Origin of the sequence: Thauera sp. AutoDN2 (assembly GCF_051280715.1) — a bacterium.
GTDB lineage: Bacteria > Pseudomonadota > Gammaproteobacteria > Burkholderiales > Rhodocyclaceae > Thauera.
Genome location: NZ_JBNCAR010000016.1, coordinates 32409 through 44804, shown reverse-complemented (window position 1 = coordinate 44804; position 12396 = coordinate 32409). Strand labels below are relative to the sequence as shown.

Sequence of the window (12396 nt, the reverse complement as noted above, 5' to 3'; positions counted from 1 at the left end):
AAATCGACCCATGGACGTAACCGTCCGAGTTGCTTGAGAAGGCCAGCGCCGACGATATCGTTCGCGACATGATCGCCTTCGTGGCTCAGCGCCTGATGGACATGGAAGTCAAGAACCGCTGTGGCCCCGGGACATGCGCAGGCTCCTGGCGCCCGCCTTCCTCAAGGGGTCGGGCATGGAGGCCGCGATCAACGCCTACCTGGTCAAAACCGGCAGTAATCTCGTGCTGATCGACACCGGCGGGTCCAAGCTGTTCGGGCCGTCCCTCGGCCACATCGCCGACAACCTACGGGCGGCCGGTCACTGCTATGCAGACCGCTCAGTGAGAATGGGGAAGCATCACCTCTCCGTGTCAAGTGCCAACAAGCCACAATCGATGTCCCACCTCGCCCACATTGAAAGTTCGATTGGATAGGGCTCGTACCAATAGGTGGCGTTAATTTTGAATGTCACCTGGGCCGAGCGCCCATCTTCAATCTCGCTTTCAGGCGATACCGACACGCTATCGCGCAACACCCGCGGCTCAAACGCAAGGATTGCGGTCTTAATCTCGGACGCCATTGTCCTAATTCTGTCTCCCGAAAGGGCAGATCCGTAGTTGCTGCGGATGCCGAAGTTGAGCACGGAGGTGCGGACCCAGGGATTGGGCTCGAGCGCGTCCTCCGACAGCACGGCGGTAGAGTTGAGCAGCCAACGCAGGTCCCGCAGGACCGCCTCCTCATAGGCGGCCCGGGAAGCCGGCCCCGGCGCTCCGTCGGGATGCTCGATCAGCCGGTCCAGCAAGGTGGGGAGGAAAACTCCGCCCAAACGCTTGGCGTTCACGCCTCTCTCCGCACGCTCAGCAGCAAGACGAAGAGGTCGGCGTCCGGATCGCCGCTGTGGGTCACCTGGCGGGGCGGTTCGCGGGGCGAACGCTCACACCACCAGAAACTGCGGCGGGGCCTTTCCCGGAAAATCTGCACTAGGTTGGGCCAGGACAAATAAGTGCCGGGCTTGACCGAGCCCGAGATGCCAAGCTCGGCGAGGATCTCCCCTGCGGACTCGGTATCGGCATCCGCCGCCCCCTCCCGAACCGAGGCAGACTCCAAGGCGTACTGCACGGCGTCTGGCGCGCTGCTGCCGGCGATGGCCCGGCGCAGCAGGGCGTCGACCTCGTGGAGCCATTGGCTCCTGGGTGGTAGATACAGCTCTAGGTTCTCCGCATGGACCGTCCGCAGGGCGATCACGGGCGAGCAGCGACCGACCCGGTCGACGCTCGGCGCGACGCAACCGAGGAGCGCCCGTGCCTCCCAGATGCCGGGGGTCATGGCGAAGTGCCACAGGGGGGCAAGCTGGTAGGCGTCCCGCCAGTCCTCGCCCACCTGACGGGGCAGCTCCGCGACCCCCTCCGCGATCCAACCGTGGATGAGCTCGCACAGGGCCGCCGGCAGGCCGCGGCCGACGAAGTCCCCGACCGAGGGAAGCTTCCCGAACCAGCCGGCCAGGGGCTCCTCCTTGCGGCGCATGAAGGGCAGTTCCATTAGGCGGTTATCCGGCGCGGTGGGCGTCGGCGCAGGGGGCACGCATGACCCGGGTCATCTCGATGCGGGGCCCGACCCAGACCGCGACGGCGCTGGCGTTGTCCATGTGGGAAGCGGAGAGGTCCGGAATCCGGCCGAGCATTCCATCCATCCAGGTCTCCGGGAAAGCGGCCTCGTCGAGCGCCTCCTCCATGGCCCCCTCGTCCACCGAATCCCAGAAGCCGTCGCTGCACAGCAGGAACACGTCGCCCGACATCAGCTTCAGCGGCCCGGCGCACATGGCGGTGGGCGGGATGTCCCGCGAGCCGACCGTGGCGTAGAGGGCGCTGCGCTCCGGCCTGGCCCGCACCTCCCCACGGGCGAGGCCCGCGTCCAGCATGGCCTGGAGCACGCTGTGGTCGTGGGTCAGGATACGCGCCCTGCCCGTGCGGAAGAGGTAGATGCGGCTGTCACCCAGGTGGCACCAGGAGGCCGTCGCCGCCAGGGTGTCGATCACCAGGGTGGCGAGGGTGGTGTTCATCTGGGCGCAGTCGGGATGGCGCTGGCGTGCCAGCCCGAGGGCCCGGCGGGCGGCGGCGAGGGTCCAGTCCACGTTGCAGCTGCGCACGCCGGGTACCTGCTGGAAGCTGCGCAGCACCTCGCCCACCACAGCCCGGGCCGCCAGCGCGCCGCCCTTGGCGCCGCCGGTGCCGTCGGCCAGGGCGAAGCAGCCGATGCGCTCGTCGGCGCAAAAGCCCACGCAGTCCTCGTTCTCCTCGCGTCCGCCCAAGGCGGAGCAGTACGCCACGGAAAGGTTCATCCCTGCCGCTCCCTCTGCTTCTGGCCGTCTGCCTTGGCGGACGCCTCCTCGTAGGCGTCCACGAAAACGGCCCCGAAAAAGTCTTGGAACCGATCGATCGCCTGGTCCCGCGTGTTCTCGAAATAGCGTCCGTAGGCATCCCACAGGCGCGCCTTACGCCCCACCGCCAGGATGCTCTCGATGACGCCGTGGTCGTTGGCGTTGCGGCTGATAGTCTCCGGGTCGAAGCGCTCGAAGACGTGGCTGAGGGCCGAGCGCATGCCGGCGAGCACGCCCACCTGGTGGTCGTAGAGGTCGGCGAAGGCTTCCTGAACCGCCTCGTCGGCCTCCATGAAGCCCGGATAGCGGCGCCCCAGCAGGTACATCAGGGCCACCCGGCCATCGGGCGAGAACTTGAGCGGGTTGTTGCGCTCCGGCGCGATCAGGGTGACGTTGGCCCGCACCTCGCGCTTGACCGTGGCGCGCGCCGTCATGAGCCGTACGGCCCCTTCCACGCTCTGCCTCAGCAGGGTCCCGATCAGGCGCATGAAATCCTCGTCGAGGCCCTTGCGGTCCTGCAGGGCCTCCACGGCGAGCCCTTCGAGCAGCGCGCGATAGAGCGCGTCCGCCGATGGGTCCGCCGATGTGCCGGCCCGGACCGGGGCGGGAGCGGGGGCGGCGGCGGCGGCCTGGCGCGGCGGCGGCGGCGGGGCGGGCTCGACCAGGGGCGCCGCCGCGGGCGGCCGGGGCTCGGCCGGGCGGGCGGGCGAGACCCCGGGCGGGCCGGCGGACCGCGCCCCCGTCGTGCCGTGGACCAGCTCGTCCAGTTCCAGGTCGTCGGGGATGGTCACGGGCGCGGGCGGCGGCTGCACGGCCCCGCCGCGGGCCGCCTCGGGCGCGGCCGGATCCTCCAGCATGACGGGCAACTGGAAGGGGGAGTTGAGCTCGGCGCGGTGGTTAATCCCGTGGCTCTCCCGGGAGTCGCTGGCGGACTCGAGGAGATCGAAGGGGCGCTCCTCGTCCCGGCCGGCCCTGAACAACTGCAGGGGATCCAGGGACGGGTCCTCCATGGCGGCCGCGCCCCCCATGAGGGGATCGGCTGTCATCTGCTCGACGCCGTCGCCCACACGGACGGCGTCCCGGATCAGGCGCGCCTTGTCCTTGTCCAGGTCAGCTAGCTCGATGTGCTGCCCGACCTCCAGGCCGAATCCGCGCGATACCCCACCCGCGCCCTTCAGATCGAGGATTCGGTCGATGTCCAGGGACTCCGGCTCCGGATCTAGGATGGGCGGCGGCGGGAAAGGCGCCTCGGCCGTCACCGGTGAACCCGCTTCGGGGGCGGGTAGCGCAAGGTCCGGGGCGAACGCCTCGTCGCGCTCCGCGGCGGGCGCGGCGCCGACCGGCAGAGCCCCCTCGCCCAGCATCTCCAGCAGCCCGGCGTCGATGGCGGCCGCAGCCGGCTGCGCGGCGTCCGCCGCGAGGACGGATGCGCCGTCCGTCCCCCCTTCCACCGCCTCGCGAACCTGCAGCAGATAGCAGCCGACGCGCACCTCGTCGCCGACGACCAGGGGCCGCCGGCTGCCCGGCTCCAGAGAAGAGTCGTTGACCAGCGCGGGGTTGGATTCGCTGATGTTCGCCAGCCAGTAGCTGCCGTCGGACTCCCGTGCGACTTGCAGATGGCGGCGCGACACGAGCCGCATGGGATCCGGCAGCACGACGGCGTTGTCGGAATCCCTTCCGATGGTCCCGCCCTCGGGCGGCAGACAGCGCCCGATGGGCAAAACTGGCGCCAATTCGTTGTAGGTGAGTGCGACTACTTGAAGCATAAGGGTCTCTATTCAAAATGCCTAATGGGACTGCCAGCGCAAGGTCGCACGCTCGCCCTCGTCGACGAAGAAATCGACCACCATGGGGGGAAGTGCCGACTGCTCGATACGGATACTGTGCTGGCCCGGCTCCAGGCTCATGGCCCGGACGGAGCCGTCCTGCACCAGGCCGATCCCGTTCTCGTCCAGGAACACAAGGCCCGGCATGGGACTCTCGAGCACCAGTTCGGCGCCCGCCCCACCCCGCCAGCTCACCACCATCACCGGGCCGCTGCGCCCGAGCGGATCGTGCTCGCCCCCGCTCGGGCCGAACACAATGGTGCGCTCCGGATAGCTGGAGGCCTCCTGCCCCATCCGCGCCACCCGCTCGATGGCCGCCTCGCGGGCCGGCTCCGCGGCGGCCTCGGCTTCGCGCCGGGCGAGCTCGTTCAGCACCTCCCGGGACTGGGCCACGGACACGCCTTCGGCCGAGGGCGTGTCGAGGAGGATGGAGCAGCCGGCCGAGGCGAACAGGGCCAGGGCGAGCAAGACGCCGGCCATCCCGCGCACCCCTGCGGCGGACGCCCGCCCCCCGCGGGCGGAGGCCTCATTCCGCCCCGAAGACATGACTGATGCGATAGACGTGATCGGCCTCGATGTCGATGAGGAAGTGCTTGGGAGGATGGGTTTCGTTGCGAATCTCGATGTGCATGGCCCCGGGCTCAGCCGGCAACCGCAGGGAAGGCGGCGCCACGCCGGCCAGGCTGCCATTCACGAAGACCTTGCCCCAGGGGGCCACGCGCACATCGACCATGGCCTTCCTGGGCGGGGCGGCAGCCCTCTGCGCCCCCCTGGCCTCGGCCGGGCCTTCGCCCGGGGCGCGAGCCTGGTCCAGAACAAGGGCTGGGTCCGGAACGATGGGGGGTGGAGCCGGCAGCGGCACGACTCCGGTCGTCTCGGCGGCCCCGCTTGCGGGCGCCTCTGGCGGCACGGGCGTCGCAGGAGGCGGACCGCCGGCGACCGCGACCGCGACCGGCGGCTCCGGCGGGAGGGCCTGCCCGGTAGACGGCGCGTCGGCCAGCTCGGGCAGGGTCGCCTCGGCCATACCACCGGCCGCGGCAGAGTCGCCGGCCCGGGCCGAGCCGCCCGCCACGGCTTCATTCGGGCCCGATTCGGTCCCGGCCGCACCGGGCGGAGGGAGCGAGTAGGGCATGGAGTCGGGGGTCTGGACGGGGGGCCTCGAGGCCTCGCCTGCGCCGTCGCCGGTGCCCAGGACGCCGGCCAGCGCCGCTCCGCCCACCAGTACGGCGGCCGCGAAGGCCTGCCAGCGCGCAGGCCGGGGCAGGCGGGCAAGGGGCGGCACCGCGGGCGCGGCAGCGACCTGCGCCCCATCCTGCCGGGGCGCAGGGTCCGGCACTGGGGGAAGTGGCGGCAGCTGAGCGCGGGCCGCCTCCGACCACACTTCCGGCACCGAAGCGGGAGCCGGAGCCACACGCGGCTGGACGGCGGCCGGCGGCTCGACGGCGGGGGCCCGCAGGACCGTGCCGGGGGCCGGCGCAGCCGCCGCGGCGGAATGCTCGGCCGGGGTCAGCACCCCCGAGGTGCGGGCCGCGAGCAACGACTCGAACTCTTCGACCGATTGCAGCCGCTCGCCCGGATGCACCCGCAACCCCTTGTCGAGGGCGGCAAGGACGAAGCGCGAGAAGCCCGGTGGCGCCAGCTTGGTAAGGGGTTCAAGAGGGTCGCGGATGATGCGCGCGACGGAGACGATGGGCATGCTCCCGGTGATGGCCTGGTAGGCAACCGCGCAAAGGGCGTAGAGGTCGGTCCACGGCCCCTGGGGCGCCAAGGACGTGTCCTCGCTGTACTGCTCGATAGGCGCGAACCCGGGCTTGAGGATCACCGTAGCCAAGTCCGAGCCGTTCATCAGCATGCTGCGGGCGGCGCCAAAATCCAGGAGCAGCGGGCCGTTGCCCTCGAGCATCAGGATATTGTCGCTGGAGATGTCCCGGTGGTAGCAATCAGCCGCGTGCAACAGACTGAGCCCCTTCAGCAGGGGCAACAGGAAGGCGCGCAGCTCGTTTTCGTCCCGCAGCCGGCGCCCCCCCTGGATGAGCTGGCTCAAGGTCTGGCCTCGGTAATAGGGCATCACCATGTAGGCCGTGCCGTTCTCCTCCCAGAAGCGCAGTACTTCCACCAGGGCGGGGTGCTTGAACCGCGCCAGCATCCGCGCCTCGGACACGAAGCTTCGCAGCCCCTTGTCAAAGGCCTCGAGCTTGCGCGTCGAGTTGGCCCTGACCACGCCGTCCTCCGCGCGCGAGGCGTGGCTCACGGGCAGGTACTCCTTGATTGCCACGTCCCGCTCCAGGTGCGTGTCGAAGGCGAGATAGACGATGCCGAATCCGCCCTCTCCGATGATGGAGCGGATCTCGTATTCCTGCAGCCGCGCCCCGGTCCACAGGGCGTTTACCGGCTTGATCATGGTTCGAGACAACTTGTTCATGGCGTGCGGCGACCTCTCATATCAACGCTTCACCGACTTCGGTTTCCGGCTGCGGCCGGTCGTCCTGCCCTTCCGCTTCCGCCTGCGCGGGAGCGGGGCCTGCGGGGTCCGCCTTCAGGCGCACGTCGGTCGCGAAGCCGGATTCGCCCGCGGACAGGCTGATGTGCTCGATGGCGCGGCCCTCCATCATGGCCTCGAGGGCTCGCCGGCTGATCTCCGGCAGGACCGTGTTGGTGAGGACGGCGTCGATCATCCGCCCCCCCGTCTCGCCCGCGTTGCAGCGCTCGATGACGCCCTGCACGGCCGCCTCGTCGTAGGCGAAGCTGGCGCCGTGGGCGCGGGACACGCGCTCGCACACGCGCCCGAGCTGGAGCTCGACGATGGTAGTCAGCATCTCGTCCGTGAGCGGCAGGTAGGGCACCACGATCACCCGCCCGAGCAGCGCCGCGGGGAAGATCTCCAGCAGCGCCGGGCGCACGTCCTCCCACAGGCGCTCGACCGGGACCGGCCTCCGCGCCTGCTCGCAGACCGCTTCGATGACATCACTGCCGGTATTGGAAGTGAGCAGGATGACGGTGTTGCGGAAGTCGATCTCCCGCCCTTCCCCGTCTTCCATGCGCCCCTTGTCGAACACCTGGTAGAAGATCTCGTGCACATCGGTGTGGGCCTTCTCGATCTCGTCGAGCAGCACCACGCTGTAGGGCCGGCGCCGGACCGCCTCGGTCAGCACGCCGCCCTCGCCGTAGCCCACGTAGCCCGGGGGGGCCCCCTTCAGGGTGGAGACGGTGTGGGCCTCCTGGAACTCGCTCATGTTGATGGTGATGAGATTCTGCTCGCCGCCGTAGAGCTGCTCGGCCAGCGCCAGGGCGGTCTCCGTCTTGCCGACGCCGGACGGCCCGCAGAGGAGGAACACGCCGATGGGCTTGTTCGGGTCCGACAGGCGCGCGCGGGAGGTCTGGATGCGGCTTGCGATGGCCTCCAGCCCATGGTCCTGCCCGATCACCCGGCGCCGCAGGCTGTCGGCCAGCTCGATGACCGCCTGGGCCTCGTCGCGAACCATGCGGCCCACGGGAATGCCGGTCCAGTCCGCCACCACCGCCGCCACCACGTGCTCGTCCACCACCTCGGCCACGAGGGGACGCTCGCCGCGGATCTCCCGGAGCTGCCCCTCCAGCTCCACCAGGGTCCGGCGGCATTCCTCGGCGCTCGCGGGCGGCGCCTCGCCGGGCAGGTCCGCCGCTTCGGCGACGCCCTCCGGCGGGGCCTCGGGCGCCGCCTCCCGGCCGCCCTGCCCGGCCGCCGCGACCAGCTCGCGGCGCACCTGCGCCAGGCGCTCGACGATCGCCTTCTCCTCGATCCAGCGCGCTTCGAGGGCCGCGACCTCCACGCCCAGTGCTCCCAGCTCGCCCTCCAGCGCCTCGATGCGGGCCTGGTGGTCGGCCCCGGCGGCCTGTTCCCGCGCGAGCTGGTCGCGCTCCACGGTCAGGGTCTGCACCCGCCGCTGATGCCGTTCGAGCTCGCCCGGCACTGCGTGCTGGCTGATCGCCGAGCGGGCCGCCGCCGTGTCGAGCAGCGCCACCGCCTTGTCGGGCAGCTGGCGCGCCGGAATGTAGCGATGGGACAGGGACACCGCGGCACGCACCGCTTCGTCGAGGATGCTCACGCCATGGTGGGTCTCGAGGGCGCCGACCATGCCGCGCAGCATCGCGGTGGCCCGCGCCTCGTCGGGCTCAGCCACCTGGACCAGCTGGAAGCGCCGGGTCAGCGCCGGGTCCTTCTCGATGTACTTCTTGTACTCGGACCAGGTGGTGGCGCCGATGGTGCGCAGGGTGCCGCGGGCCAGCGCCGGCTTGAGCAGGTTGGCGGCATCGCCCGTGCCCACAGCCCCGCCGGCGCCCACCAGGGTGTGGATCTCGTCTACGAAGAGGATCACGGGGCGGTCGGCGTGCTGGACTTCGTCGATGATGGAGCGCAGGCGCTGCTCGAACTCGCCCTTCATGCTGGCGCCCGCCTGCAGCAGCCCGATGTCCAGGGTGCGCAGCTCCACGTGGCGCAGCGGCGGCGGCACCTCGCCCCGGGCGATGCGCAGGGCGAAGCCCTCCACCACTGCGGTCTTGCCCACGCCGGCCTCGCCGGTCAGGATGGGGTTGTTCTGGCGGCGGCGCATCAGGATGTCGACGATCTGGCGGATCTCGTCGTCGCGTCCGGTGATCTCGTCGATCTCGCCGCTGCGCGCGCGTGCGGTGAGGTCCACGGTGTACTTGCGCAAGGCCTCGGCCTTGCCCAGCGCCGCGGGGCTGATCGCCCCCGAGCTCTCGCCCGGCACCCCGGCTTCGCCGCCGGAGGCCGCCGCCGCCGAGGCCCCGCCGTCCTCCGGGCTGCCGGCGATGGTCTGGGGCAGCACGGCCTGCAGCGCCGCCACGTCGATGCGTACGAAGGCGGGCGACATCCTGAGCACGGTCTCCCGCAGGCGCCGGTCGTCCAGGAGCGCGAGCAGCAGGTGGGCGCTGCGCACCGCCGGCGCGGCGAAGTTGACCGAGGCGAGCAGCCAGGCCCGCTCCACCGCGAGGTCGATGTCCGGGCTCAGGTCCTCGATGGCGGTGGCGTTGGCGGGCAGGCGCTCCAGCGTCCGCTGGATGTCCGCCACCAGGCTGCCCTCGTCGATCTCGAGCCGCCGCACGATGCGGTGCAGGTCGCTGTCCTCGAGCTGCATGAGCTGGTAGATCCAGTGGGACAGCTCCACCTGGGGATTGCCCCGGAGCTTGGCGAGCACCGTCGCCCCTTCGATGCTTCGGTAGAGGGTGGGGTCGAGCTTGCCGAAAAGGGATGCTCTGCTGATCTTCGTCATGATGAACCTGAAGTGGGAGAGTCTTGTCGGGGGCCGGCAGCCGCGGCCTCGCAATCGAGGACGAGGTCACCGCGGTCGGCGCCTCCCGGGTTGCCGCCCATCCATGAGGTCCAGCCGAGCTGGGTCTGGGCCCCGAGGCGGGCCGGGGGCACCTGGTCGCCCCGCAGCACCAGCCGCAGGTCCCAGGCCAGCTCGAAGCCGGTGTAGTGGCGCACCCAGTCCCGCACGGGCACGTACCAGGCCCCGTCGGGCAGGAAGCGCCGGTAGGCCTGCAGGTCGAGGGGCCCTGCATGCAGGCGGAAGCGGTGCAGGCGGTCGGGCACCGCCGTGCCGCACACCGAGCCGACCCCCAGGCGCGAGGCATCGGTATGGCCGCCCAGGGTACTGCGGTCTTCGGGCGACAGGGCGAGCCAGTTCATGACCCACTCCTCCACCCGAAAGGGCGCGCCGAAGTAGGCGCCCAGGATGGCCGCCATGCCTTCCGGGTTGCGCGTCGCCCGCACGAGGTGTCCGGCGACGTGCCGGCGTGCATGGTCGGGGATCGCATCATGGCCGGAGCTGACCTTTTCCCCGTAGCCGGCGAGGCTGCCCACGTAGTCCGAGAAGCGGTCGTCACCGGGGCGGTCCAGACTGTTGGTGGACTGCACACTCGACCAGGCTCGGTAGAAGAGCATGGACGCGCGATGCTGGAAGATGTCCAGGAAGGCCTGCAGGGCTTCGTCCCGCTCCAGCTCGCGCAGGCTGCGGACGTATTCGGTCAGGTGCAGGGGCAGCGGGCCGTTGGGACCGAACAGGCCGAAGGCCAGCTGGGCGATCCTGGGGCGGCCGGCGCGGTCGCGGGCGAAGCCAGCGAGGGCCGCCGGCGCAAAGCGCAGGGACGGCGGGTGGCTCACCCGCACCGGCTCCTCTTCGGGGCGGATACCGTGGCCCAGGCGCGGCAGGTCGCTTCGGCGCGCCTCGATCCAGCGCAGGGCGAGGAACCAGTCCACGCTCCACGGCCGGTCGCGCAACTGCTGCTCCAGGCGGGCTCCGGGCGCGGCGTGGACCTGTCTGGCCTCAGACATCCGGGCGCCCTCCCCAGCGAGGCGGCCAGGCAGCCAGCCTGCCGCGGCCGACCGTGGCCAGGGCGAACTCGCAGAACATGTTCATGGACACGTGGCGCGACAGGAACTGCTCGAGCAGCGCCCCGAAGAGATAGGGGCTGCACCCGGCGAACTGCCGCTCGTCCACGGTCAGTGTGACCGCGACGCCGCGGCCGAACACCAACGGACCGGCCACGGGCAGGCGCCGGTTCACCGCCTGCGCGTCGGATGCCACGATGGAGTCGGCATGCCGCGCCACGTCCGGATCCGCGAGGGAGGCGTAGAGCCCCAGCAACTCCCGCAGCACGGCCGCCCCACTGCCCGCGTCCAGGTCGCGCAGGGCGAGGTAGTTGAGGGACAGGTGGCTGATCAGCCGCCAGGTCATCTCCCGCTCAGCTACCTGGGAGCGAGGCCGCGAGGGCCCGCGGATGATGCGGGCGCGGCTCAGGGACAGGTTGGTCTCGATGGCGAGGGGGGCACCGGTGGGCAGCAGCAGGGACAGGTCGCGGTTGGTGAGCAGCATTTCCACCTCAAGCTGCTCGATGCGCTCGGGCCAGGGCGCCTCGCGCGTGTCCACCAGGGAGACGAAGACCTCCGAGCCCAGGTAGCCCGACCGGCCGCCGCTCCGGTGCACTTTGTCCGAGATACGCCGCGGCTCACGGCGGGTGGAGAAGTAGGCGTTGCGCGCCTCACGCTCGTCGCCCACCTGGCGATAGAAGGGGTGGAAGGTGCGCACCCGGTCGTTGGCACGGTCGAATCCCGCCACCGAATGCACGCGATAGACCTCAAAGTCCATGGGGCGGGTGCGGTCCACCACCACATGATGCTCGGAAGCGGAAGGCAGGACGTGCAGCCGATTACCGACGGAGGGGAACAGGTTGACCACCGGCACGCAGTTGAGGGCGAAGCTCTTGCGGGACACGAAGGGCTTGACCGTGGCGGGGTCCCGGTCGAGGAGCAGCTCGATCTCGAAGGTCTCGCTGCCGAGCCGGCGAAGGGCGTGACCGATCCCGTTCAGGCTGAAGAAATGGAAGCGGGACGGGAAGGCGAAGTACTCGTGCAGCAGGCGGTAGCCCTGGAACACCCGGGCGTCGATGGGCAGCAGGGCCTGCCCTGCGTCGAACCCCTCCGGCCGGATCGTGTCCCGGGCCGCGACGACCTCCCGGGCACCGCCGGGCAGTCCGACCGCGACGCCGCGGGCATGGCCCAGCACCGCCTCGTAGAGCTGGCTCGCTGCGGGCTCGTCGGCGGCGATGTGGAACACGAGCCGATCGGGCATCACCCGCTCAGCCGAGCCCCGGGGCGGGTAGCGCAGGCGCAGGCGCAGGCGGATCACGCCCCGGACGGGGATCCGGGCCTCCGTGCAGGCGGCCGGCGTGCCACTGCCCGGCAGCTCGGCACGGGCCTCGAGGATCTCGATGGGCCACACCTCCACGTCGTGGGCCGTCACGAAGGTGCACGGCGTGCTGCATTCGCCCGCGACATCCCCCTGCATGCGGGTGCCGCGGGGCAGGCACTCGCCCGGCGCCAGCTCCCCGGCGGGGTCGTGGGACCCGAGCTCGAGGGCAGCGATGGCCATCGACGGCGTGGGCGCCAGGTAATGGGGGTAGACCACTTCCAGCAGGCGCTGGGAGAAGCGCGGAAACTCGGCATCGAGCTTCACATGGACGCGCGCGGCGAGGAAGGCGAAGCCCTCCAGCAGGCGCTCCACGTAGGGGTCGGCGACGGTGTCGCCCTGCATGCCCAGGCGGCCGGCCACCTGGGGGAAGGCGTCGGCGAACTCGCCTCCCATCTCCCGCAGGTAGGCGAGCTCGCGGTTGTAGTAGTCGAGAAAACGGGCGTCCATGGCGTCCCTCAGGC

At 70.8% G+C, this 12396-nt stretch carries 9 protein-coding genes; all 9 read right to left on the bottom strand.

Going from position 1 to position 12396, the window contains the following annotated elements; all coding sequences use genetic code 11:
- Window positions 1–339: 339 nt before the first annotated feature.
- The 9 genes from tssE to tssF are packed head-to-tail and all read right to left on the bottom strand — an operon-like array spanning window position 340 to window position 12382.
- Complete coding sequence (gene tssE / locus ACPT9U_RS10425; protein ID WP_435750874.1) at window positions 340–822, bottom strand: type VI secretion system baseplate subunit TssE; 483 nt, start codon at window positions 820–822, stop codon at window positions 340–342.
- Entirely contained in the window at window positions 819–1520 is a 702-nt protein-coding gene (gene tagF, locus ACPT9U_RS10420) for a type VI secretion system-associated protein TagF (RefSeq protein WP_435750873.1), read from the bottom strand. The genes tssE and tagF overlap by 4 nt, the downstream gene beginning before the upstream one ends.
- 7 nt (window positions 1521–1527) lie before the next feature.
- Window positions 1528–2319: a PP2C family protein-serine/threonine phosphatase gene (locus ACPT9U_RS10415; protein ID WP_435750872.1), complete on the bottom strand. Its 792-nt coding sequence runs from the start codon at window positions 2317–2319 to the stop codon at window positions 1528–1530.
- A complete protein-coding gene (tagH, locus tag ACPT9U_RS10410; protein WP_435750871.1) occupies window positions 2316–4124 on the bottom strand; it encodes a type VI secretion system-associated FHA domain protein TagH in 1809 nt (602 codons plus the stop codon). The genes ACPT9U_RS10415 and tagH overlap by 4 nt, the downstream gene beginning before the upstream one ends.
- Before the next feature lie 21 nt (window positions 4125–4145).
- The gene (locus ACPT9U_RS10405; protein ID WP_435750870.1) at window positions 4146–4664 is read right to left on the bottom strand and encodes a hypothetical protein; all 519 of its coding nucleotides are present in this window, start codon (window positions 4662–4664) and stop codon (window positions 4146–4148) included.
- Window positions 4665–4710: 46 nt separating this feature from the next.
- Window positions 4711–6606 (bottom strand): serine/threonine protein kinase, encoded by a 1896-nt coding sequence (locus tag ACPT9U_RS10400; protein ID WP_435750869.1) that lies wholly within the window; start codon window positions 6604–6606, stop codon window positions 4711–4713.
- Window positions 6607–6622: 16 nt separating this feature from the next.
- The gene (gene tssH, locus ACPT9U_RS10395; RefSeq protein WP_435750868.1) at window positions 6623–9454 is read right to left on the bottom strand and encodes a type VI secretion system ATPase TssH; all 2832 of its coding nucleotides are present in this window, start codon (window positions 9452–9454) and stop codon (window positions 6623–6625) included.
- Window positions 9451–10518 carry a type VI secretion system baseplate subunit TssG gene (tssG, locus tag ACPT9U_RS10390; protein ID WP_435750867.1) on the bottom strand — a complete coding sequence of 356 codons (1068 nt, stop codon included), beginning with the start codon at window positions 10516–10518 and terminating at the stop codon, window positions 9451–9453. Before tssG ends, tssH begins: the two co-directional genes overlap by 4 nt.
- A complete protein-coding gene (gene tssF, locus ACPT9U_RS10385; protein ID WP_435750866.1) occupies window positions 10511–12382 on the bottom strand; it encodes a type VI secretion system baseplate subunit TssF in 1872 nt (623 codons plus the stop codon). Before tssF ends, tssG begins: the two co-directional genes overlap by 8 nt.
- Window positions 12383–12396 lie beyond the last annotated feature (14 nt).